The organism is Dyadobacter sp. HNCC25DJ185 (assembly GCF_056895195.1).
This window is the reverse complement of sequence record NZ_JBXHAR010000003.1, coordinates 290,212-315,496: the sequence shown is the minus strand read 5'-3', so window position 1 is coordinate 315,496 and position 25,285 is coordinate 290,212. Positions and strand designations below refer to the sequence as shown.

The following is a 25,285-nucleotide window of genomic DNA, read 5'->3' as shown; positions in this document are numbered from 1 at the left end:
GGTGAGTGATTAAATGAATCGAACTGTCAAAATTGTAAGACATCAGATCAATACATCAATTGCTGCGAACGAGGCGCTCGGGCAATACAGGCGGATTTCAATGCCAATCTTTTAAAGGTTTAGGATTAGTCAATATATGTTGGGATGTGCTGCCAGGAATCAGGAACACGTTGAATGTACGCTTCGAACGGGCGGGAATTTTGACTTCGAACCCTACCAGCGTTGTTCCCGGATTGGGCTCGTCATAGTCCTTGGGAGGTGTTGTTGACCAGGTTTGCATCGTGATATTTGCGGGGTCAGGCACCCGAATCGTTAATTTCTTGCCGCTCTGGGTTAATTCGGCGAGGTTGCCGTGTACTTTCACTTCCGCGGACGTAAGCATTGCCCAACGAATGGTGGTTTCGGTATCCAATGTTTCTATCTCGTCTTTGACCAAGGCATATTTCCCGTCAACTATCGCTGTCCCTCGCACTGCCTGCGCAAGCTGGCCTTTGTATAAAGTTGAAATATCGGTCACTGCGCTTAAGAAAGCCGGGCCGGAGGTCGTGCTGGTAATGATACCCTTGCCTTCAACCCGCTGCAGTTCGTTATTCACAGTTAAAGTATTGTGAGAAAAATTGTTATAACGAAATATCTGCCAGCGCTGGCCATCCTGCTTATCTGCCCACAAGTTGATATTTCTTAATTCCAGTGCGGTGTATTCCTGAAAACCAAAGTCCTTAGCCCACCTCACTCCGTCGGATTCCAGCACAAAAGCCCCGGCATCCATATGTCCGTGCGTAACGAGTGGCGATCCTCCTTTTACCCCAAGAAAAATAGCATTGGGATCGGTCCAGGAGGAGCGCATCAAAGCTACCGGATTTCTGCCGGCTCCGGTCCAGAGATGCGTTTTGGGCGCAGCTATTTTTTCCGGATCCATTCCATTTCCCCAGATCAGGATCGCCGGGAGCAGCCGATCTGAATTCTTTTTGATATGGTCGGACGTCAGGTAAAAACGTTCATTCCAAAGCAGGGACGGGTCTTTCAGCTTATTGGCAAACCAAAACATCGCCGGCTGCAGCGTTGAAATTTCAGAAGCGTCGGAATAGTTGAAGTTACGGCCTGTCGGGCCGACCATGTTTTCGAGATAGCCGGCTGTTTTCAGGAATCCTTCACTTTTACTCAAACCAAAATCGGTTTTAAAAATCTTTTCAATGGCGCTCAGGAACATGATGTTAAAGGTTGTTCCGTAACCCCAATAGGTATATCCTTCGGCGAAAGCGCCATCCGGACCGTAATCTTTCATGGCAATACCGATGCTCGCCACAGAGCGGTTGACGACTTTTCTGGCCAGTTCAGGATCGCTCTCCCAGGTCGCAATAGCGCCGAAAGAGATACCTGCATTGCACACCTGATTCCAGTTATTGGTCACAGACAGCCATTTACGATAATTGGGATAGGCACTGTCGAACGACGTGGCTACCCCTTTTTTCAATATCGCTTCCCTGATCGTCTCGCGTGATTTTTCGGAGAGGTCGTGATAGAGCCAATCGTAGCCTATCGCCACGCCCATGGTCATTTCGGCCACATCCAGATAATGGCCCGGGTTCCAGTCGCTGAAATTGGAAACGGCCAGCAGCTCTTCTTCCGCACGTTTCAAATATTTCTTGTCGCCAGTCATCCGCCAGGCATAACTCAGGTTAAAAACCCGGTACAAACAATCCCTGGATTTTGCGAGCAGCCTTACGCCGAATAATATCCTTTCAACCGGCTTAGTAAAAAGCAGACTATCGCACTGACGCAGGATAGCCCCATGAACCTCCATCCATATACGGTTCGACCGGACCGACTTTCTCAACAGTTCTTCCTCGCCCTTCAACAAAAGTAATCTGGGATGATCCTGGATAACCGTTTTCGGATTGATAAACTGGACGGTATCCATCTCATGCACCTGGGCATGGGCCAGGCTGGCTATGAGAAAGAGGATAAGTGTTGCAAGTAATCTCATAAAATTCAGTATCCATTAAGAGCCCGAGCCTCGAACGACCGCGGCCCGACGATCTCCTAACTACGGTTTTCAATCCGTAGATCCATGGAGGTCGATAGCGCCAGTGTCATACCTATGTGACCTATCGCGGCCATCTCCGCAGTGCTGCTTTGTGCCTGTGACCTGCGACCTGCGACCTGCGACCCCGGGTTGAAACCCGGGGTTAGGATATCGGTCGTACCTCTGGTACTTATTTGTTAGCTAGCCTTTTGTGACCTAGTTTTTATCCCACCAAAGCGGTGTTGACACTTTATCAGGGCCTTTCAACATTTCAACAGCTTTGGCTGTAGCCGCTGCATTGGTTTGCTTTTCAGTATCCAGAAAAGGCACACGCCGGATAAAGGTACCCGCTGGCAGATCGGTGTTTTCGCTGTGGACAATCGGGTATAGTTTCGGAAGTCCAGACCGCCGTACTTCCGCCCAGCCTTCCATGGCGTCGGGGAACAAGGCAAGCCATTTTTGTTGTGCTACCTGTTTGCGTTGCATCGTCGGGTCCGAGCTAAATTTAGCGGGATAATCGTTTACGGGAGGTGAATTTTGTCCATCCTCAGGAGCAATAGGTACCGCAGGATTGGCAATGTATTTCGCAATCACTGCCTGATCGGTGATCCCCCATTGTTTCATCGACATTTTGATACCTGTTTCATACAGGTTCTGGGCATTATCCCCCATATTCCAGCCATTGAGCGCACCTTCCGCACGAAGGAAATAGGCTTCAGCAGCATGCATGATATTTTGCGGTGTATTGAAAACCGCTGTAAAACTGCCATTGTTGCCGGTTGCCCAGCGTGACCCCAGATTGGAAGTATACTTTCTCGAATTGATATCCATCTGTTTTTCAGCCACCAGCAATCCATTTCTCACGCCATCGTATTTTCCTGTAAAACTGGCAGGCTGAAAGTAAATCGGCATCCGGGGATCTTCGTACCCCTTCAGTATCGATTCCATGGTTGAGCTCATCCGGATTTCATCCCAGGCCACGATCTGTGAAAGACCGTTGTATTCGGCATAAACGGTATTGGATTTCGGCATAAATGCATCGTCCGTCGTTTCTGTCATGACGCCAGCGGCTACGGCTGCTTCTGCCTGTGCCTTGGCAAGTACAGGGTCCACTTTGGAGATACGCATAGCCAGGCGGAGCCTTAATGTATTTGCAAACTTCATCCATGCGGTGGTGGACTGTGCCCCTTTTGCATTATAGATCAGGTCAAATTTTCCGTAAGGCGTTTTTCCGGCACTGTTCTTCAAGACCGTTGAAGCCGCGTCCAGCTTTTTGAAAAAATCGTAGTAGATCGAGTCCTGGGGAGTAGAAGCTACCGAACCGAGACCATTTGCCGCCTGGAAATAGGGGATTGGCCCAAAATAATCCGTAACGCGATGGAACATCCAAACCCACCAGATTTTTGCTAATGCATTCTCAGGAGTTTGCTCGTCGGTATTGTCAAGGATTGTTTTCAGCGCTGGCGCCGATTGAATATATACCGGGTTCCAGGCAGCCGGAAGCCAGTCAAGACGCATCACATAGCGGTCTGTAGGAAAAGACATGGCAGCCTGTGAGTAGAACTGGGAGTAAACGCCTGCGTATGTCCCCTCGCCAATTTCAAAATTGTTGGGGGCCAGAGAGGAGCTCATTAGGGCATTGGAGAACATATACGGATACTCGGCGGTACTGACAACACTTAGCTTGGTATTGTCCGTGTTGACAGAGTCAAAGTCATTGGTGCAGCTGCCCAGCCCGACGATCAACGCCAGTAAAGAGGCAAAAGACAGCATTTTAATGTTTTTCAGGTTGTATTGCATGACAATCATTATTTTAATTAAAATGACAGTTTCAGATTAAGTCCCATACTTCTGGTAGAGGGCAGGTTATTGTACTCGATACCCTGATAGTTACTGTTACCAATACTCACCTCCGGATCGAAGTCCATCTTACGTTTGCCGATTCCGGGAATATCGAGGATCGAACTTCCCCTGTAAAGGAAGAACAGGTTACGGGCAACAAAGGAAATTTTTGCGCCTTTGATGAACTTGGGCAGCGATTTGAACTCATAACCAAAAGTAAGCTCCCTCACACGTACCGAAGTTGCGTTGTAAGTGAAGAATTCGGCCCAGGAGTAATTGTTTTGTGAAACTGTCTGCCAGAATTTCTCCGCATTGACTGCCACAGTGTTCGCAGCACCTTCGGCCGTCACGCCAGGCACTACCCAGGAACCGGCCTCGCGGTACTTCGTTGTGTAATCTGCATTACCAAAATAAGCATTTTGAGCAGCGGTACCGGATGTTACCACGCCGCCAAATTTACCATCGACCAGCACGCCCAAAGTAAAGTGTTTATAAGAGAATGTGTTGTTGAAACCTGCGGTATATTTCGGGTTGAAGTTTCCTACTTTCTCAATGGAAGTGGTTTGAACCGGAACTCCAGCTGCGCTAACCAGGTATTGTCCATTCAGCTTTTGCCATTTGTACCCGTATAGGTCCCCGTAACTGCCACCTTCCACGATCACAGGCGTCGCAGTCCGCACATTCTGTGTGGAACCCAGGTATACACGAGCTATACCAGGATAGAGTTCAACAACCTTGTTTTTGTTGCGGGCATAATTAAGCCCCATATCCCATGTAAATGCGCTGGCATGCAGTATTTTGGCAGAAAGCACGATCTCGATACCGCTGTTTTGAATGTTACCTGCGTTGAGGTATCTGGAAGCATAACCGGATGATGCCGGTGCGCCGACAGTCAGCAACTGGTTTTTCGAATTGGTTTTGTAATAAGTCAGATCAATTCCGAAACGGTTTTCCATGAACCGCCAGTCCGTACCGAACTCTATAGAATTGGTCAGTTCGGGTTTCAGGTTCCCAATGGATTTGGTCGCGCTGCTGCTTACAAAACCGCCGAACGATCCCCTGCTATACGTATAAGTCTGATTGATCAGGTAGGGATCGGCATCGTTACCCACCTTGGTGGCAGACGCCCGAACTTTTGCAAGACTGATCCAGTTCGGCAGCCGAACCATTTCGGACAAAATCGCCGAAAGGCCAACAGATGGATAAAAGTAAGAATATGGTTCAGGAAGGGTACTCGACCAATCATTTCTAGCCGTTACGTCCAGGAACAGGTAATCTTTATAGCCGAATTGCGCTGTTCCGTAAATAGAATGGAGGTCCCTCTTACTGGTTGCACTCGTTACGCCAAGTGTAGTCGCGAAGCCCAGATCATATTTGTTTGGGATACCCAGACCATCCGCATAGTTGACGCGTCTTCTGGAACTTCTAAGCAGCATTGAACCACCAATATTGTAATTGATTACCAGGTCCTTCGTAATGTTATTTGTACCGTTCAGCAAGATATCGATGTTTCTTTCGCTTACCTGCGCGCCTTCCTCAGCATAGTAACCGCCCGGCTGGCGTGCGTAGTTGGCTGTATTGTTGGCATATGCGTGGGTATTGAAATCGTTGTAAGTATCTGAACTGATCCGGCCCTGAATATTCAGCCAATCGGTAAACTTATATTTCAACGCGAGCAACGAAGTGACCCTGCTGCGGTTTTCAATATGTCTTGTGTTGTGAATGGTCCAGTAAGGGTTCATATATACCGGATCGGGGTTGGTCCAGTATGTTGGAGTTTCGATACCTGTTGAGCTTACCTTTTTATATTCTTCGAGATCTGCCAGGTTGACCGTCCTTGGGATGTGCGATAAGTTGGCTACGACGAATCCGTCCCCTCCTACACCAGGCTTGTTTTTAATTTGCTGGAGCGTGTACGTTACCTTTGCATCCACCGATAATTTGCTGGTGATGTTCATACTCATCCGGCCATTAAATGTATTGCGTGTCAGGCTGTTGGTAGGAACAATTCCATTTGCGTTGTTATTTGCGTACGAAAGATAGGTCGTCATTCTATCGGTTCCGCCACCCACGCTCACGGCGTTATTACTCGACAATGCTGTTCTGTAAAAACCAGAGATATTGTCAGGATAGGCTTGAAGAGAAACCGTTTTACCTGCCCAGTCCACCACGCTCTGACCTGCTACTGCCGCGCCCCAGCTTCCTGTTGCTAAAGCCGAATAGGTACCTGCCGAACCCTGACTGTACTGATTTTGTAAACTCGGTGTTGTTAATGCTTTGTCAAAAGATACGCCCGAATTCACGTTAACCGCCAATCCACCGCTTTTACCTTTTTTTGTGGTGATCATCATCACACCATTTGCCGCACGACTGCCGTATAATGCAGCTCCGGCAGCTCCTTTCAGCACGCTGATCGACTCAATATCGTCCGGGTTAATGTTGGAAACACCGTCGCTTCCGCTGGTTCCGCGGTTGTCATCACCCGAATCGTTTCTTACTTGTCCTGAGATGGTTGAGTTGTCGACTGGAACACCATCTACAACGATCAATACGTTGTTGGTACCTTGGATAGACCTGTTTCCACGCAGGACAATCCTGGTAGCCCCGCCTGGTCCGCTGGCAGAAGGGGTAACTGTAAGTCCGGCAATTTTTCCGGATAATGTGTTGGTGAAGTTCGCATCCCGAACTTCATTAATCTGTTCGTTACCCACTTTTTGCGTTGCATAAGTCAGGGTTTTGGCCGACCGCTCGATACCAAGCGCGGTTACGACTACTTCCTGCAATCCTACGCTCTCTTCCTGCAAAGTTATGTTATCAAGTGTGGTCCTGTTTCCAATCGCAACTTCCAGTGTTTTCATTCCTATGTAAGAGATCACCAGAATGTTTGCATTATCGGGCACGGAAATGCTGAATTTCCCGTCTTTATCCGCAATTGCACCGGCGGTAGACTGTTTTACAACGATAGATGCACCGGGAATTGGCGCACCTTTCTGATCGATTACTGTACCAGACACTTTTTTTACTTGCTGCGCGAAAGCCGCATCAGAAGCACCTGTGAGTGTAAAAAAGCAAATCGACAACAGAAGAACAAAGAAGTGGCGGAAAAAGCAGGTTTTTATGATTGAGGCTTCTTTAAAGGGTAACCTCAATGGTTCTAGAGATTTTTTCATATTCAAAGTTTTCAGAACGGGATATTGAACTAATGGGTAAACTGGGAAATACTAGCAAGTACCGGGATATCTTCATAGGCAGGCAAGTTTAATGGCTTAATGATAAAGTCATCGAAAGAGGGACAGTTCTAATGGTAAATAATAATGAAGTATTTATGTCAACAAATATATTATTTTTTTGTCAACAAAAAAATTTGCAAAAAATTATTCAAAACAACTTCTATGAAATTATTTACGGCAAAAAGGGAATGATGCGAAAGTGTGTCATGCCGGTCGGCAAAGCAGCGAAATGATATTTGGTGGGCTACCAAACAAAATAAGCCGATTTCAGGACGCTGAAACCGGCTCGTATATAATGATATGCTCTGATGTTAAAAATCGTCCGAAATGGCAATGTTGTCAGACAAGATCCATAGATGCTACTTCCCCACGTATCAGGTGTTTCATCAAAGCCTCCTCTGCTCTTTTGATGTCTTTCGCCTTAATTCCCGCTACGATTTCCCTATGTTCCAGATCAGTAAGCTCGTAATCATCCATATGGGTCTGGGTTTTACCTAACTTCTGGTGGAATAGCGGGATGTTACTCGCCTTGTAAAGATCTACAAGCTTTTCATTACCAGCACTTTCTATAATTGTTTCGTGAAATTTGACATCCGCCTCACAAGCTCCGCCGAAATAGCCCCTTTCTACCATAGAAGTAAAATCGTCGCAGATCCTTTCCAGCTCTTCGATCTGGGGTTCCTCAATTTTCTGGATAAGCAGCCTGAGGGCGCCTACTTCCAGAATCTCGCGAAGCTCCCGGATTTTGTGACTATCCTCGATTGTAAGGGTTTTTACAAAAAAACCACCTTTCTCGCCCTGCACGATCAGTTGCTCGCCCAGTAGCCTCGTCAATGCTTCCCTGATGGCCATCCGGTTCGCATCCAGTTTTTTCGACCATTCATCCTCTTTTAACCTGGTTCCTGAGGTAAGCTGATTGGAGAGTATTTTCCTTCGTAATTCCGCGTAGGCTTTATTCGACAGAGAGTCTTCTTTCATTTTTTATGTAAACAATAATCAAAAATCCTGTAAACCAAATATGTTATAAAGATAGGAAATAATTATAATATAGTACGAGCAGAGAACTCCCTAAAAAATGACCGGTTACAAAAAAAGACCGGGCAAAAGAAGAACTGATTGCTACAGTCTGGTTCTTTCGCCCGGTCGTTGGTGTGCTGTGCTGTTAACAGAAAAGACGCCAAATGTCACTGGCCGCCTCAATGATATTAGAGTAATTCGCTTTCATAATGCAATCCTATCTGTGCAGGATGATAGCTGATGATCCGGTTGAATTCGGATAATGCCTGATTGACTTGCCGTTGTGAAACGCCACTGTATTCGAGCATCAACATTTTGGCCTGGTTGGTACTGGAACGTTTCATTTTCCAATACTGGGGATGGTTCACCCCAATGGGAGTGCGGAAATATTTTTCCTTTGGCTCCTTGATCAGGATTTCATACTCTGTGCTGAACTGCGGACTGTCGTGCAGGAAGATACCTTTCACAATTACTTTTACCTCTCTGCCACTTTTTAGCTGGAAAATTTTCTCGTGTATCATAACGGGTTTTTGTTTAAGAATGTCGGAATCGATTAAATGCCGAGCTGGGTTTGGAATCGAATTTGTTTACAAAAAATTCATACCAGCATCAGCAAAACGTAAACAGTACAAACATGCCCTCTGAAAACGATTTTTTCTCATTAAGTTTAGCTAACGGTTGATTATGTTAGCATGCGGTCATTTTCTGATGACTTTCGGAAAAATAATTCCCTCAACATCCTGGCTAAGAAGACAGGCAAATCGCACTCAGGTAATCAGATGGCCGACAAACTGTGCCGTGTTGTCCAATATCTTACCGCCCCTGCGAAACCCCAGCCCACAAGCCTCGCCCGCATAAAAAACGCCGGCCTGGTAGGAATTTCCTGTTGAATCGGTCGGGAAAGCCACGTATTCCTGGTAAATACGTTTCTGACCTTCATACTCTCCTTCTACCGAATGCGCTATTTCGCCCCCTTTTTCCAGAATGGATACATTGGCCCCCTCTCTCCCGAACAACACTTTGCTAACCGACTTTTTATGAGGCAAGGCGTACCTTTCTGTCTGGAGTAGAAGCGGATGGTAAGGATACAAGTCCCAGAGGATTTTGAGGATGTATTTTGACTGAAAAAGAAGCGTGTAAGCGGGGTTAAGGATCAGCGCTTTACGATTCCTGACAATTTCCGTCAACATTCCGGCAAGCTCGGGCTCATCAAACCCAATATACTCCCAGGGCACGAGTTTAAACCAGAAATCGAAGCGGACGAAATGGCCGGTTTCCGGATCTTGGAAGAAGATGCCATCGCCGTTGGAGAACTCTACGTCATCAATGAACGCAAATTCGGTATCAAAACCTGCCTCTTTTGCGGCTTCTGCCAGCAACGCCACATTGGTATCGTCTTCTGGATAACCGCGCATCGTTGAGAACAATATCGAAGGATTGAGGTCACTATTGGCCTCACGGATAAAGCTGAACTGATTAACGAGGCTCTCATATAGGGAGTTGAACTGCTGCGCATCGTCCAACCCATTCATCCGAAGATGTGCCCATTGCACTACGGCGGTTTCGGGCAGGCAGGTTGCTGTATCCGCATTAAACTCGATCAGTTTTACGGCCTCGCCGCCGAACCCGCCGGCTAGGTCGAACCGACCATATAAATGCACATGTTCCTCGTTTTCCCATGATAACCGGATGAGCTCAACCAGATTATCTGGAATACCCAGGTCTTTGAACAAATGATTGTCGATAACATACTGCCCAGCCTCTACAAGCATATCATAAAGGGTATTGGCAGCCTCGTAATAGGAGGCTGCCTGCTCTTCACTGATCTCCACGATATCGTTGACCACGTAGGGGGTCGTATCGGTGCCCAGCATCCAGCTCCATCCCGCATTCCGCAATGCCTGCTCGGGCGGATTGGGCAATGATTTTAAATTTACCATGACCGTTTGCTGTTAACCCGCGCTTCTTCCCGATGAACGCCCAAAGAACCCTTTTCTGCCTCCGCTGGGGCGGGAAGTGACCGTACGCGTGGTACGGGAGGCGTTCACCTGCCGGACTGCAGTTTGCGAGCGCTCGTAGGTAGCCGGATTGCTATAGAAGCCCCGGCTCACATTGGGGTCCGTGCGATAATTATTCATATACGCATTATTGGAATTACGGCCCAGCATATAACCGATCCCGCCATAAAGCAACATGCTGGATAATCCATGGTGATGGCCGATATATGCATGGTTTGTCCGGATTTCTTCGTCGATCAATGCTTTGGCCGCCGATGTGCTTAGGGTGTCCACATGGCCGTCGAGATAAGTAACAATGGCCATGGAGCTGTCTGCCCCGACGTTTTCTTCGTCTGTAATTTGAAACTCCCCTGGTTTGACTTCCCTGATGTGCGACCTAATTCCTTTGGTATAGGTTGTTTCTTCGTAACTGTAAGCTTCATCGTCTTCGTCGGATGAGCAGCTGCTCATACCGACGCCCGATAGTAACGCCAAAGCCAGCGCACCACCGATACTGATATCTTTTACACTTTTTATAAAAGACCCTTTTCTTATCCGCGTCATTTTGTTTGGTTTTTATGCTGAGATTGCCCCAAAACTAACGCTTTTAATTGCAAACCAGGATTGCTTTCTTTGGAAAGGCTTTTTTAACTGATTTAAAATCCGTCCGCTTTATAAACGGTTTTGAGTCAGTGCCTTAAAAAGAAAGCATAACCCGCAGAACAGGTTATGCTTTCCTTTTACGACCAGATTACCACTTATGCCTTTTTGGCAATTTTTTCTAAAGCGCCAACCAGCTTGTCCAGGTCGCTTAGTTTGGTATATACATGTGGCGTAACGCGCACCACATGTATATTTTCCCAGTTAACGCCCACGGTATGGATCTGATAATCCTTCATTAACCTGCCATCCAGCTCTTCGGGTTTCATGCCGTCGATACTTACCCCGGCAATTGCGCACGAATATTCGGGTTTTAAGGACGTATGGATTTTCACGCCGGGTATTTGCGCAGCCTTCTCTGCCCAGTATTTTTTCAGGTAATGAATCCTTTCCTGCTTTCTTTTTGAGCCTATCCCTTCCTGGAAATTAACCGCTTCTCCGATTGCCTGCTCAATGCAAAAGCTACGGGTGCCCAATGTTTCAAATTTTCGGATATTGGCACTCTTGGGCTCGCCATTACAAAGCAGCGGCCATATTTTCTCGATCTTGTCTTTCCTGACCCACATCATCCCGCTACCTACCGGCGCGCTCAGGAACTTGTGTAGGCTTGTCCCGAAATAGTCGCATTCCAGGTCCGGGATTTTGTAATCCAATAGCCCGAAGGTATGGGCCCCGTCCACTACTACTTCGATGCCTTTGCTATGCGCCATCTGGCAGATCTTCTTCACCGGCATGATCTGCCCCACCCAGTTGATGATATGCGTGACGTGGATAATCTTTGTTTTAGGTGTGATGGCATCCGCATAAGCCTTTACAATTTGCTCGTCGTTTTCTATGGGAAAGTCGAAGGATAGTTGCTTGTAAACAACCCCTTCGCGCATCTGACGCTGCTTGTAGGCCTGGATCATATTTGGGTAATCCTGGATAGTCCCTATGACTTCGTCACCTTTTTGAAGCGGCAAACCGAAAATAATGGTATTCAATGCTTCGGTCGCATTGCGGTTGATTGCAATCTCTTCTGCGTCGCACCCGGCCAGCTTAGCCAGACTTTGCCTCAAAGGCTCGCGGCCTTTATCCATAATACGCCACATATAATAGGATGGCCCCTGGGCAGCGGCTTTGTTATACTTATCAAGCGCCTGCTGGACTACGATAGGCGAAGGTGATACGCCCCCGTTATTCAAAATAATGATTTCGCTCTTGCTCGCTGTGTAAGCATCCTGAATAACCGACCAGTAATCTTCATTGTCTTCACTATCGGCATTCCATAATTTTTCCGCTTCGAGGAAATCCTCGGCGTGCAGCTGGTTGAAGAGGCTGTTCATGCCAAATGCGCCCATGCCGAGGGCGGCGCTTTTTCTAAAAAAGGACCGGCGGTTGTTCATAGAAAATGTTTTAAGGGGAATAGTAATTGAGTGAGCTACAATTTATTAATTATATACCAGGAATCACAATTATTGATTTTCAATGCCATCTCTCAAAGTTGATTGGAGTAGCCACTCATAAGTATTGTAAGGCTCGGGCATGCCGTAGCTGTCGAGCTGAAGGTACATCAGGTGCAAATGGGTTGGCGAGCGCTTCATATAAGCATTATAACCGCTCCTTCCCATTTCCGATATCTTGTGGCCTGCATTCACCCATTGTCCCGGCTGCACTTCCACGATGTTGTTGTGTGCGTAGTAGAAGAGTCCGTCCAGGCAGGGATCGTAAATCCAGATCCAGTTCCCGCCCCTGAATTCGCTGTCGTATTTCCAGCCCGTTTCGGTCGCTACCACCACTCCCGATGTAAAAGCCAGCACATCAATCGGTTTCCAGGTTCGGTCGTCGAGGTTATCCTGGTCTTTGTCCCTCACAAACAGGTCATGAGCGGGGTGGCTTCCGCTGACATTCATATCGAAAAGATCGAAGCCCTCTCCGCGGTAACCTTTGCCTTTTGCCCCAATGGTTTCCCTGGGAGAGTAAGATCTGATTGGAAATACAAAATAGGAAGAGTCAATGGCAGGACAGGAATCTCTTTTAAAAGCGCCCCGAAAATCCATCATGACGGCCCGGAAGGCACTCCTTGCCGAATCAGGGGTAATCGCACCATCCCGGATATCCATCTGTATCTGATGAAATGTCGCACAATACTCGGCTATCTTTTGAGAACGGTCATTTTGACCAACCAAGCCGGAGATACTGGCAATCAATACAACCCCGGCAAATCGTTTCACTGTCATTAACAAAAGTTTTGACATCCAGCCATTTTCTTTCACTTCCAATGATTTTAAAGAACGTTAACGTGAGGCTTTACAGATTAAAATTCTACAAATGTATTTCTTAAACATTAAAAAGCTGCAACCGTATACTTTAAACCGGGAACACTAAACTTTTTTAAGATGCAATATCGTCGTTTTGGACGCACAAACTGGCAGGTAAGCGAGATTGGTTACGGTATGTGGGGGTTGGCAGGCTGGACGGGTTCCGACCGCAAGGAAACGGATGACTCATTGAACCTGGCGGTAGAATCAGGTGTCAATTTCTTTGATACAGCCTGGGGTTATGGCGAAGGTTTAAGCGAAAGGATCCTTGGAGAACTGATCAAAAGATATAGCGACCGCAAGCTCTATGCCGCCACCAAAATCCCTCCCAAGAACCGCATCTGGCCTTCCAAGCCTGAATTTAAACTAAAAGATGTTTTCCCGGCCGATTACATTGTGGAATATACCGAAGAAAGCCTTAGAAACCTGGGTACCGAAAAAATTGATCTGCTCCAATTCCACGTTTGGGAGGATCATTGGGCGCAGGAAGACGAATGGAAGGAAGCCATTCAAAAACTAACCAAAGAAGGAAAAGTGGAAAGCTGGGGGATCAGTATCAACCGCTGGGAGCCGGACAACTCTCTCCAAACACTCAAAACGGGTTTGATTGACGCGGTCCAGGTTATTTATAACATTTTCGATCAGGCTCCGGAAGATCACCTTTTCCCTCTTTGCAAAGAGATGGACATTGCGGTGATTGCCCGGGTCCCTTTCGACGAAGGCACATTGACCGGCACATTGACCAAAGAAACTGTTTTCCCTGCCGACGACTGGCGGTCTACCTACTTCGTTCCCGAAAACCTCCATTCCAGCGTAGACCACGCCGAAGCATTGCGGAAAGATATACCTGCGGGGATGACCATGCCGGAACTTGCTTTGCGATTTATATTGAACAATCCTGATGTGCATACCACGATTCCCGGAATGCGGAAATTGCCTCATGTAAGATCCAATGTCGCGGTGAGCGATGGGCAGGCACTTTCACAGGAAGTCGTCGAAACGCTGAAATCACATCGCTGGGACCGTGAGCCAACGGAATGGTCCCAGTAGTAAATCAAACACCCTGTTCCGGAATCGAAACAGGGTGTTTTGCTTATCTGTACAAGCTGCTGTCAACCGAAAACTTTCCCGGACCAGTCAGAAACAGCGCCAGATAAGTGATCAGGAAAGCAGTAGCGTGCTCCTTTTTGTCAAAGGAGTCCCCTCCGTGCACAATGAATACGATCACAAGCATATTAATCAGCAATGGGATCAACGCGGCCCGCGTGACGAGCCCCAGCATCATCAGTATTGAACAAACAAATTCCGCAAAAATCGTAAGGATATAGGAAACCTCCGGACCAAGGCCAATCGGGTCCGGAAACGAATGGTCGCCGCTCAAAAAGCTGGTCAGCTTGGCGTATCCATGTGTGATCATCAGTGCAGAAATCCCCACTCTCAAAATCAGGATTCCCAGGTCCGCCGCTACGGGCAGTTTGATTGGTTTCAAAAATTTCTTCAGCATCGCTATGTTTTTTGGGTTGTTAATTATGGGTCCTTATCCATCTAAACTTAATGTCTTGTTTGATCATGACCGTAAATTTTCCTTGGAAATCAAAATAGCTCAAAAATAATTTAGCTGGCATACAGTTTGTGATTTTTATTTATCGAGTAATATTTTTAGGTTTGTCTAAATTATATTTAAGATCAAATTAAAAATCATTTTGAGCTGGCCCATATGAAGACACTCATACTATTCATTTGCTGTGCATTATCCATGCCATCTATGGCACAGCACACATTGTCTGGAAAGATAATCCTGGATAGCCAGACTGAAACTGCATTCGGCGCATCGGTCTACATTGTCGAATTAAAAACGGGCACCACGGCCGACACACTCGGAAATTACCGGCTCACCAACATTCCAACGGGAACATATACGGTAAAAATCAGTTACATTTCGATGCCCCCAGTCACTGAGAAAAATATCCGCATCGCACAAAATCTGGCAAAAGACTTTACATTAAAACCTGGGGCTAATTCACTGAACGAGGTGGTCATTACCGGCACGATGAAGGAAGTTTCCAAACTGGACAGTCCGGTTCCTGTGGACATCATTACCTCCAAATTCATTTACAAAAACCCAGTCCCAAGCATCTTTGAAGGTTTAAGCTACGTCAATGGCGTACGGCCGCAGCTCAATTGCAATGTATGCAACACGGGCGATATCCATATCAACGGCCTGGAAGGTCCTTACACCATGGTCCTGATCGACGGCATGCCCATGGTAAGCGGGTTATCGACGGTTTACGGGCTCTCCGGCATCCCGAACAGCCTGATAGAAAGAGTTGAAATCGTAAAAGGGCCGGCATCCACACTTTACGGCTCCGAGGCAGTAGGTGGCCTCATCAATATTATCACGAAAAACCCATCGAAAGCTCCGGTATTTTCGGCCGATGCTTTCAGTACGACCTGGCGGGATTATAATGTAGACCTTGGCATAAAAATCACAGCTGGCGAGAATGCGAGCGCATTGCTGGGGGTTAATTATTTCAATTATCAAAACCCTGTCGATCACAACGGCGACGGCTTTACCGACCTTACTCTGCAAAACAGGATCTCCATTTTCAACAAATGGTCCTTTAACCTAAAAAATGACCGTCACGCCAACATAGCAGCCCGCTACTATTATGAAGATCGCTGGGGAGGCGAAATGACCTGGAACAAATCCTTCCGCGGTGGCGACCAGGTTTACGGCGAAAGCATTTATACCAAGCGTTTCGAAGTCCTGGGAAATTACCAGTTGCCTGTTTCCGAAAAAATTACCCTCCAGTATTCTTTCAGTTCGCATGATCAGAATTCGGTTTACGGCCACGTCCCCTTTATTGCCGACCAGAAAATCGCCTTTGCGCAATTGCTTTGGGACAAGGAAATCGGGAAACACAACCTGCTTTTTGGTACACCATTCCGCTACACATTCTACAATGACAATACTACTGCCACCCGCTACATCGATGGCAAAGATCATCCTGACAAAATCTTTCTCCCCGGCTTTTTTGTTCAGGACGAAATCAAATCGGGCCCGCACGCTTTGCTGCTAGGCGCGAGATACGATTACAATAGCCGGCACGGCAGCATTTTCACCCCCCGGCTTGCTTATAAATTTAAATTCAACCAGACTGATGTGGTCAGATTGAACATCGGACGCGGCTTTCGAATTGTGAACTTGTTTACAGAAGATCACGCTGCTTTAACAGGATCGAGGCAGGTGATCTTGAAAGAGGCTTTAAATCCCGAACAAAGCTGGAATGCCAATATCAACCTGGTGAAAAAAATAGTGACGGGCAATTCCTTTATCGGCTTCGACGCCTCCGTATTCTATACCTACTTTACTAATCGCATTCTCCCTGATTACGATACCAATCCGAATCAGATTATTTATGATAATCTCGACGGTTATGCCATTTCCAAAGGAATAAGCCTTAACCTGGATTTTAATTTTCCATTCCCATTAAAAATCATTGCCGGAGGGACATTTATGGACAATTACCAAAAAGAAAATGGTGTCCGCTTCCGGCCCGTTCTGACCGAGAAATTCACAAGCGTTTGGTCTGTTAGCTATGAAATACAAAAGGCCGGTGTATCATTTGATTACACCGGCAATATGTACGGCCCCATGCGTCTACCGGTGCTCAGCGAAACTGATCCCCGTGCCAGAATATCGCCGGTATGGTCGTTACAGAACATTCAGATCACCAAGAAATTCAGCAACGGTCTCGAGATTTATGGCGGCATCAAAAATCTGCTCAATTTCACACCGCCCGCCAATTCCATCGCCCGGTCGAACGATCCCTTTGATAAAAATGTCAAGTTCGACGCACAAGGACAGGTGATCCCGACACCGGATAACCCATACGGACTGACCTTTGACCCGTCGTATGTTTACGCTCCCAATCAGGGACTTAGGGGCTTTCTGGGACTGAGATATACCCTCCGGTAAAAGCCTGTTTTAACATGTCAAAAAAGTGTCAAAAAACGTTATTATATGATTATTCAAAGACATTGATAGTTTATAGCACTGATAGTCATTGCTTTGAATAATTATTGATTGTATCTTCGTGCCATCAACTAATTAACACTACTTGATTATGGCATTAACAAAACAATTTGTAAAGAGTAAATCTATTTACAAAGTTACCTTCACAGTACCTGCCGAAGCGGCAGCAGAAACCAAGAAAGTGGCCCTTGTTGGAGAGTTCAACGGATGGAATCCTGAGGAAGCTATTGCATTAAAAAAACAAAAAGACGGCTCTTTCAAAACGAGCCTGGAACTTACATCTGGTGAATACCAGTTCCGTTACATCCTGGATGACGAGAAGTGGGAAAACGACTGGGAAGCAGACAAATACGTGCCTGCAGGAGTAGCTGCAACCGAGAATTCGGTGGTAGTACTTTAATAGGTTGTTAGCTAAAAAACCGACAAGTAAATCACTACTTGTCGGTTTTTTTAATTTTATAAAAAGTAAGAAAGCTAATGGCTGGCAGCCAACAGCTAAACAACAAAGCTATCGCTCTCCACATACGCCTTGATCAGGGCATCTTCTCCTTCCGCTCCCGATTTCGAATTGCCGTGCTCCATACCCATGATGAAAGAACGGTTTTCTTTTTTACTGCGCTCGTAAATGTATTTGAACACGTTTTTATAATTGATTTCCCCCGTAGTCGGTTCTTTACGGCCCGGTTCATCGCCGATCTGGAAATAATCGATCTCAGTCCATGTTTTTTCAATATTGTAGATCAGGCGGCCTTCGTTTTTCTGCATATGGTAGATATCATACAGGATCTTGCACGACTTGCTGTTCACTGCCCGGCAGATTTCGTAGGTCTGCTCCGAAGTCCTCAAAAATAAATCAGGCGAATCACTCAAAGGCTCCAAAACCATCACCAATCCATGTGGTTCCAGGATTTCGGCTCCACGGCGCAATGCATCAATGACATTGCCGGTTTGAACCCCTATCGGCAGGCTTCTTTCAAAGTTGCCCGGCACGACTGTCATCCATTTGGCATTGACACGTTTGGCAACCTCTACTGCCTTTTTACAACCATTCAGGAAAATGTCAACATATTCCTGCTTGCCTGCTGCCAGCGTATTAGCTCCATTACCTCCCTTGTCTACCACAAAAACGCCCATTTGCATTCCTAAGCGGGTCATTTCTTTTGCAATCGCCTCCTGCTGTTCCACTGGCCTGCCCATCATACCATTGTCTTCCAATGCCATAAATCCATTATCCGCCATGAATTTCAGCTGGTCGATATTGTCCTTCCCGGCTTTATTCTGGAACATGCCAAAGTGCGGTGCATATTTAAGCTTGAACTGATTTTTAGCGAATGGAGCTGCCTGTCCGGCAAAGGCCTCACCGGCTGCCATAGCAGCTCCGGCAATCCCCAAAGTAGATTTCACAAAATTTCTGCGAAGCATGTCTTTCTTTTAAAGTTATGTTTCAAATGTAAAGGAGGAATGCACCCTGATATACCTCAAAAAGTGGCTCCAATATTTTCACAATGGCCTTTTTGAGGTTAAAATGATCAGCATGTCAATCCCTGTTCCGGCGCCTTTTCCGTTTTGGGCCAACCTTCGCCGGTTCCGCAGGTGCTTCTTTGATTTCCTCTTTGGGTTTCGGGAAATAAGGTGCAAGCTGTGCTTTGATATCCTCCCGGAACGCATTTTTCACGCCTTCCAAAGCCGCCTCTTTCACGTCCCCGCTGAGTTGATCCTCTCTGAGCAGCCTCACCACAGCTTCTTCACCAGGCCAGCTGGCGCCCAGGTACCTCGCTGCATTTGTCCGGACGGATGCCGGTTGGTTGTTGTCCAATGCAACCGACCGCAGCAAATAAACCGATTCGGGGCTTCCGACAGTTTGAATAGATGCCAGCAGCGAAGATTTCTTCGACTCGTTCAATGTTCCGAGCTTTTCGGTAACATACGAAATGCCGGCCTGTTCCAACAGCAATGCACCCGCATCGCGGCCTAATACCTCATTGGATTTATCGAGCGCAAGTTTCAGGAGCCTGTCATTTTCGGATTCCAGCTCGTATCGGGTCATCAGATCAATGTAGTGCTCGGTCCCGTAAGTTTCGTCAAGCAGCTTATTCAGCGCGTTGCGTCCCTGCTGCGAATTGGTTACAAATGATTTGTCCAGATGCAGCAAAGCCAGCTTACTTACCTCAATGCGATCGGACGAATTGACTGTCAGTACATTCAGCAAAGCCTGCGACTTTTCGTATCCGGCCCGAAAAAAGTCAAAAGCACGAAAATAACGTAGCCGACTTTTAAAACTGACACTCGTATCCGCCGCGAGATCAGTAAGATAAGGAATGGCCTGCCTTGTACGTGCCAGCCAGATAATGTCCTTACCCGCATCCGTTGCGCCGGGTTTCGGGCCAGCTTTCTCCAGCCAGGCCGGGAAAATGCGCTCCCACTGATCGTACGCGCCAATGCTCAATGCTTCAACCGACCAGCGATCCTTGCCTTTGTACTGTTTGGCCAATTGCAGCCATACATCCAATGCTTCATAAGTATGGTTATGATTGATCGCCAATGCACATTCGCGCCTTACCTGTGGGTCGGGATCAGCAGTAAGGCGCTTGATATATTCTGTGGGGTCACTATTTCTCTGCCGCACGGCGCGTAGTGCAGCAATGCGGATATTCGGATTGATATGCCTGAAAGCGATATCCAGGTTACGGTAGTTAAAACCTTCAATTCTATTCAAAACCCACAATGCGCGGACCCTCAACCTTGGATTGGCATTGTACTGGTTAAACAGATCTTCCAAAAAGGGCTCAGCATTCCAGCCGTGTTTTACGCAGGCGTTCCAGGCCATATAACGCATCGACAGATTGGGGCTCTGCAAAGCTTTCACCGCCTGCTCGGGGTTACTAAGATCAAAAACCGGGATTTTGTAAGGCGTTGCAAGCGGAGCGATCCTGAAAATCCGGCCCCGACTTTTGTCCTTCATTTGATGGGAGCCGATGACCGGATCATACCAGTCCGAAACGATCAGCGAGCCGTCGGGCGCCACGCAAACATCTGTCGGGCGAAACCATTTGTCCCTGGTACCTTCAACGATAGGAATGATCCCGTTGGATTTATAACCTGCACCATCGTTCGCCACCGGGTACCCGCTTACATTATTTTGCCCTGCATCTGCCAATAAAATTTGGTCCCAATAGCGGCGAGGCAATAAATCGCCCTCGTAAATGGTCATTCCCATGGGAAAGCCCGAACCCGTTTCCAGCAAATCCGGCACTACGCCCGGGTCGTTCTGATGCCAGTGACGACGCGGGATTTCATCCTCAACGTTTGTCCGGTTAATCCGCCAGCTTGCCCCGGTCATCTCATCGATATAGCCAAAATTCCCGTTTTCCATGACGTAAGACACCCTGTCACCGCCATTTCCGGGTTCCTCCTGGTCGGATTGCCACATGGTGCCATAGCTGTCCACAGCTACCTCGAAACCATTGCGAAAATTCTCCGCCATGATTTCAACTTTCGTAAAATCCTGTTCACACCTGAACACGACGCCCTGCTTAAACTGTCGGAAGTCTATAGGCCTTTCGTATTTGTCAAGAAGCGGACGATCCTGGCCATCTACAAGCTGTCGGCCTGCATTTCCGTAGTTGAAATAAAACTTACCGTCCGGCCCAAAAACAAATGCATGTATGCCGGCGTCGTTCTGCGTACCGCCGATACCTTTGAATAAAACCTCTTTGGTATCGGCCTTATCGTCACCATCCGTATCAGTAAAAAGCCACACATAAGGACTTTGCGAAACCACTGCTTTGTTCCCCATTACCCAGATCCCAAGCGGCGAATTGATTTCCGGCCCCTGGTAGAACACTTTGGTAACGTCCGCCTTTCCATCTCCGTCTTTGTCTTCCAGAATCAGGATCCGGTCGCCCATTCCCAGCTCCGATTTCCCATTCATGGCAGGCCGGTAATTATATGCCTCGCAAACCCAGACCCGCCCTTTATGATCGACGTCTATGTTAATCGGATTGACAACGTTGGGTTCCGAAGCGAATAAAGTTGCTTCAAGACCCTCGGCTACCTTAAGTCCGGCAACCGCATTCCTGGAAAACCGTTTCTCCGGTTCAGAAAGCGAAGCATAGACACTATCAGGATCGGTAACTTCTAATGAATCAACAACTTGACAAAACCCGTAAACTTGAAAGAAGAAAGAATTTGCAGCGAGTAATAGGGCAAATCTTTTAAAATTGAATTGTTTCAAAACAAAATTTGATGACGCAGACTTCACAAAAACCGATTAAAAATACGGCTTGTTTGCTGAATAATGAAAGGAAGTTTTAAAGTTGTTGCGGATTTAAATCAAAAATGTTTTGTTTTATCACAAAACAATATAGCTTCGAGCTTTCAATGTTGTTTCAATTGTTGTGAAAGAAAAAATAAAACAACTTATAGCAGAACAAATAATCAGAAGAGGTGCGTTGAAAATTACTCTTCACAATCTTGAAGCCGTCGGAGCACTTACGGAGAGCCGCAGGGATGAAATTCTGGATCAAATAAATGAAACTGACGAAATAATTGAAAAGTTAAAAGAAGTGCTGAAAGCTATCTAGCAAATATTAACTGATTTACTCAATGGAAGATTTGATTAAAAAATTAAGCGAGGCAAATAGCCTGGAAGACTATGAGTCAGCAAGTAAAGCTTGTCTGGACTATTTTTCGAAAGCGACGGAAGCCGAACGTTCCGAAATAAGAAAAGTAATGATTGCGAAAGGTGATGAAATGATGCTGAAAGCGAAAGAATCGCGTCAAAAGGCTGCTGACCTCATTGCGGAATACGAAAATTCAGAAGTGAACATTGAAATTGACGGCAAAAAATATCCGTTGAGCGAATGGGTTACTTTGAAAGAATATTGCCGCCGCTTTGGGCTTAAAAATACAATGGTGATCAACAACTGGATCAATCGTCAGATCATTCCGGAAGAAAACATCCTTAATATCAGCCAGTTAAATGATCTCCGATTGATTAAGGCCGTTCCTTACAAATGATTTGTATTATTAAAAAAGAGAAGGGAGCGATTTTTGGTAAGCGCTCCCTTCTCTTTTCATTTCTTCCTAAGACTACTCAAATACTCAACCAGACTCACCAATTCCTCCGTACTCATTGCGTCCTGCAAGCCGGCCGGCATCATGGAATCCGTGAGCTGCTTCATCGATTTCACTTTCGACATTTTGTATTCCTGGGTTGAACCTCCTGGAAATTTCAGGATCAGGTCGGTTTCTGTTTTGCTGGCGACGATCCCGGTAACTGCCGACCCATCTTTAAAGGTCACCTCAAATCCCTCATAACCAAATCCAATACCCGCACTCGGCTCGAAAATGGCCGCATATTGCGCCTCTTTGGTCAGTTTACCCCCGATCTCCGAAAGTTTAGGACCAAAATCCATTCCCTGACCATTCACCTGATGGCAAACGGAACAATAGGAAGTAAATACCTCTTTGCCCTTTGCAACGTCCCCCTTCATGGTAATCAGTTGTTTTACATCGGGGTGTTTGCGGGTGGAGGTACTCACGCTTCCTGCCTCCATGTATTTGGCAGCTTCAAGTTTCACCGACTTTCTCCAGGCGCCGCTGAGGCCCTGCACGGCGGCTGTTTTTGCTTCACCGTCCAGTTTGCCTTCTTTTAACAACACCAACACCTGATCTTCCCCGGCCATGGTGCCCCCGAGTGATTTAGCGGCTGTTATCCTTAAGGCAGCCGGATAGTTGTTATCGGTTGCCACTTTTTTCAATATTTCCAATGATTCTTTGCCACCGGCCGATTTCAATGCTGTCAAAATCCCCTCGCTTTTTGCCTCGTCACCGCCCTTAATGACTTTCCAGACCAAATCCCCCCCTCCCTGTTTCATCAACTGCGAAGCCGCGGCCGCGCCATTCCTGGTTGAGGATTGATTAACAGCCATTTCCAGCAAGCGTTCGTTTTCAGAGCTTAGCTCATATTTGGCTACCAATTCCAGATAGGCCGGCGTGCCGAATGTAGTATCCAGCATTTTTTTCAATGATGCCATTGCCTCGGGGTTACCTTTTACAAACGTAGGGTCCAAATGACGGAAAGCCAGTTCGTTAATCTGGATTTGGTCTTTCGCAGTCCCTTTCATCAGTTTTAGCAAAGCCATTGATTTTTCCGTCGCTGCCGGATTGAAATCAAAAGCGCGAAAATAGCGCAGGCGGCTTTTAAGATCGGTATTGGGGTCCCCTGCCAGCGACGCCAGCAAAGGGATCGACTCTTTGCCGCGTGAACGCCATACGATGTCTTTACCTGCCTGGGTAGCCGTAGGATTAGGCCCCACTTTGGCAAGCCATTCTTTAAAAAATGGGTCCCACTGGTTGTCGGCTGCGATGCCAAGGGCTTCCAGGTACCAGCGGTCCTTGCCATCGTAATGCTTAGCGAGTTCTGCCCAGATCGCCGGGGCTCCTGCTGAAGTATTATGATGAAGTACCAATGCACATTCCCTGCGCACCTGCGGTTCCGGATCTTTCGACAATAATTTCAGGTACGTGATGATATCGGCATCTTTTACTTCGCTGGCCGCCCGCAATCCCGCAATCCGCATGTCTGAATTGGGATCTTTGACCGCCTGATCGATTGCCTTTTTGCTGGTCGAAGGCCATTTGCTCAATAACCACAAAGCTCTTGCCCGCATACGATAATCCGCTTTTTTATCGGCAAAAAGCTTTTGCAAAGGCGCTACCGCCTTATCCCCCATTTTATTCAGTGCTTCCCAGGCGAGATACCTTACCGATAAATTGGGGCTCTGCAATGCCTCAACTGCCCCTTGCGGGGTACTTAAGTCTGTTTTCGGCGCGCGGTAACGGATATTGGCAGGTGCTATACGGTACACGCGACCTCTTGCCTGGTCGCCAGCCTGGTGACCGCCAACACCCGGATCATACCAGTCGGATACGATCAGCGAACCGTCGGGTGCCACACATACGTCGCTTGGCCGGAACCATTGGTCCCTTTTTCCGTCGACGATATTGACGATTTTGGCCGTATAGCCGGCGCCTGACTTCTCCACGGGATACGACCGGAGCACATTATGTCCCGGTTCGCAGTGGATCATCTGCCCCCTGAATTCTTTTGGCAATAAACTGCCTTCGTATACCACCATCCCGGTCGGCGAGCCCGAACCGGTCTGCAATAAATTAGGGACTACACCCGGGTCGTTCAAATGCCAGTGACGGTAGGGAATCGAGTCCTCTATATTGGTACGATTGGCACGCCAGCCCGCACCAGTCATCTCATCGGTATAGCCATAATTACCATATTGCATTACATAGTTAATGCGCACGCCTTTATTACCATCATCGTCATTGTCCGACTGCCACATGGTGCCGTAACTATCCACCGCTACCTCGTAATTGTTCCTGAAATTATTCCCCAGTACCTCCACATTCTTAAAATCTGGATCGCAACGGAACACCATTCCCTGTTTTAGTTTCTTAAAATCAATGGGTTGCCCATCCTTCCCAACAATCGGATTCCCTTTTCCATCCAATAACTTTCCCCCCTCATTCCCGAAGTTGAAATAGAGCTTTCCGTCAGGGCCAAAAACAAATGCATGCATGCCGTGATCATGCTGCTCCCCGCCTATACCTTCAAAAATAACTTCCTTTTTATCGGCTTTGAGGTCGCCATCCTCGTCGGTAAACAACCACACATACGGGCTTTGCGACACAATCACCTTATTTCCCATTACCCAAACCCCCAGCGGCGCATTGATTTCCTTGCCCTGATAAAACACCGTGGTCTTATCCGATTTGCCGTCGCCGTCTGTATCTTCAAGGATCACAATGCGGTCGCCCTCGTTTTTGGTAGGATTACCATTGACGGCCGGGCGATAGTTATACGCCTCGCAAACCCATACACGCCCCAGATGGTCCACGTCGATATTCGTAGGATTGGTGATGGTGGGTTCGGAGGAGAAAAGAGTAGCTTCGAGGCCTTCGGTCACAGTTAATCCCGCAACCGCGTATTTAGGTGAACGTTTCTGGGCGTCGGTCAGGTCCTTATATAAACTATCGATCGTCGGGCTTTGAAAGGTACTTGGATTTGACTTCTGGTAACCCGCGATCATTAGCCCCGCCAGCATGCAGCCCGCCGGAAAGAGCAACAGATTTTTTCTGAAATTCATAGGTGAAGTAAT

General features: G+C 47.2%; 18 protein-coding genes. 5 read left to right on the top strand and 13 right to left on the bottom strand.

All coding sequences use genetic code 11. The features are described from left to right. Positions 1-97: 97 nt before the first annotated feature. From AC1XUF_RS09865 to AC1XUF_RS09825, 9 genes are all read right to left on the bottom strand, one after another. On the bottom strand, positions 98-1,987 hold the full coding sequence (locus tag AC1XUF_RS09865; protein WP_483341609.1) for a heparinase II/III domain-containing protein: 1,890 nt from the start codon (positions 1,985-1,987) through the stop codon (positions 98-100). 255 nt (positions 1,988-2,242) lie between these two features. Continuing rightward, the gene (locus AC1XUF_RS09860) at positions 2,243-3,826 is read right to left on the bottom strand and encodes a SusD/RagB family nutrient-binding outer membrane lipoprotein (protein ID WP_483341608.1); all 1,584 of its coding nucleotides are present in this window, start codon (positions 3,824-3,826) and stop codon (positions 2,243-2,245) included. A 17-nt stretch (positions 3,827-3,843) separates the two neighbouring features. Then, complete coding sequence (locus AC1XUF_RS09855; RefSeq protein ID WP_483341607.1) at positions 3,844-7,038, bottom strand: SusC/RagA family TonB-linked outer membrane protein; 3,195 nt, start codon at positions 7,036-7,038, stop codon at positions 3,844-3,846. A 399-nt stretch (positions 7,039-7,437) separates the two neighbouring features. Further along, entirely contained in the window at positions 7,438-8,076 is a 639-nt protein-coding gene (locus tag AC1XUF_RS09850; RefSeq protein ID WP_483341606.1) for a GntR family transcriptional regulator, read from the bottom strand. A gap of 227 nt (positions 8,077-8,303) precedes the next feature. Further along, positions 8,304-8,636, bottom strand: a complete 333-nt coding sequence (locus tag AC1XUF_RS09845; RefSeq protein ID WP_483341605.1) for a hypothetical protein — start codon at positions 8,634-8,636, stop codon at positions 8,304-8,306. Positions 8,637-8,882: 246 nt separating this feature from the next. Further along, positions 8,883-10,055 (bottom strand): glutathionylspermidine synthase family protein, encoded by a 1,173-nt coding sequence (locus AC1XUF_RS09840; RefSeq protein WP_483341604.1) that lies wholly within the window; start codon positions 10,053-10,055, stop codon positions 8,883-8,885. A 12-nt stretch (positions 10,056-10,067) separates the two neighbouring features. Next, on the bottom strand, positions 10,068-10,676 hold the full coding sequence (locus AC1XUF_RS09835; protein ID WP_483341603.1) for a Cj0371 family chemotaxis-regulating polar lipoprotein: 609 nt from the start codon (positions 10,674-10,676) through the stop codon (positions 10,068-10,070). 194 nt (positions 10,677-10,870) lie between these two features. Further along, positions 10,871-12,157 (bottom strand): aminotransferase class V-fold PLP-dependent enzyme, encoded by a 1,287-nt coding sequence (locus AC1XUF_RS09830; RefSeq protein ID WP_483341602.1) that lies wholly within the window; start codon positions 12,155-12,157, stop codon positions 10,871-10,873. A gap of 69 nt (positions 12,158-12,226) precedes the next feature. Next, positions 12,227-12,991, bottom strand: coding sequence for a M23 family metallopeptidase (locus AC1XUF_RS09825; RefSeq protein ID WP_483341601.1), 765 nt, complete (start codon positions 12,989-12,991; stop codon positions 12,227-12,229). A gap of 159 nt (positions 12,992-13,150) precedes the next feature. Here AC1XUF_RS09825 and AC1XUF_RS09820 point away from each other — a divergent pair, with 159 nt between their 5' ends. Beyond that, on the top strand, positions 13,151-14,122 hold the full coding sequence (locus AC1XUF_RS09820) for an aldo/keto reductase (RefSeq protein WP_483341600.1): 972 nt from the start codon (positions 13,151-13,153) through the stop codon (positions 14,120-14,122). A gap of 43 nt (positions 14,123-14,165) precedes the next feature. Here AC1XUF_RS09820 and AC1XUF_RS09815 read toward each other — a convergent pair whose 3' ends face one another. Beyond that, on the bottom strand, positions 14,166-14,576 hold the full coding sequence (locus AC1XUF_RS09815; protein WP_483341599.1) for a DoxX family protein: 411 nt from the start codon (positions 14,574-14,576) through the stop codon (positions 14,166-14,168). A 261-nt stretch (positions 14,577-14,837) separates the two neighbouring features. On the opposite strand from AC1XUF_RS09815, the gene AC1XUF_RS09810 reads away from it, so the two are divergent. Then, the gene (locus AC1XUF_RS09810; protein WP_483341598.1) at positions 14,838-17,051 is read left to right on the top strand and encodes a TonB-dependent receptor; all 2,214 of its coding nucleotides are present in this window, start codon (positions 14,838-14,840) and stop codon (positions 17,049-17,051) included. Positions 17,052-17,199: 148 nt separating this feature from the next. Then, positions 17,200-17,508: an isoamylase early set domain-containing protein gene (locus AC1XUF_RS09805; RefSeq protein ID WP_483341597.1), complete on the top strand. Its 309-nt coding sequence runs from the start codon at positions 17,200-17,202 to the stop codon at positions 17,506-17,508. Between the two features lie 95 nt (positions 17,509-17,603). Here AC1XUF_RS09805 and AC1XUF_RS09800 read toward each other — a convergent pair whose 3' ends face one another. Both AC1XUF_RS09800 and AC1XUF_RS09795 read right to left on the bottom strand, forming a co-directional pair. Next, entirely contained in the window at positions 17,604-18,530 is a 927-nt protein-coding gene (locus tag AC1XUF_RS09800) for a hydroxypyruvate isomerase family protein (protein WP_483341596.1), read from the bottom strand. Between the two features lie 115 nt (positions 18,531-18,645). Further along, positions 18,646-21,342, bottom strand: a complete 2,697-nt coding sequence (locus AC1XUF_RS09795) for a PVC-type heme-binding CxxCH protein (RefSeq protein WP_483341595.1) — start codon at positions 21,340-21,342, stop codon at positions 18,646-18,648. 163 nt (positions 21,343-21,505) lie between these two features. On the opposite strand from AC1XUF_RS09795, the gene AC1XUF_RS09790 reads away from it, so the two are divergent. Both AC1XUF_RS09790 and AC1XUF_RS09785 read left to right on the top strand, forming a co-directional pair. Next, on the top strand, positions 21,506-21,691 hold the full coding sequence (locus AC1XUF_RS09790) for a hypothetical protein (RefSeq protein ID WP_483341594.1): 186 nt from the start codon (positions 21,506-21,508) through the stop codon (positions 21,689-21,691). A gap of 22 nt (positions 21,692-21,713) precedes the next feature. Next, complete coding sequence (locus AC1XUF_RS09785) at positions 21,714-22,127, top strand: hypothetical protein (RefSeq protein WP_483341593.1); 414 nt, start codon at positions 21,714-21,716, stop codon at positions 22,125-22,127. Between the two features lie 56 nt (positions 22,128-22,183). On the opposite strand, the gene AC1XUF_RS09780 is transcribed toward AC1XUF_RS09785, so the two are convergent. Next, positions 22,184-25,273 (bottom strand): PVC-type heme-binding CxxCH protein, encoded by a 3,090-nt coding sequence (locus tag AC1XUF_RS09780; RefSeq protein ID WP_483341592.1) that lies wholly within the window; start codon positions 25,271-25,273, stop codon positions 22,184-22,186. Positions 25,274-25,285 lie beyond the last annotated feature (12 nt).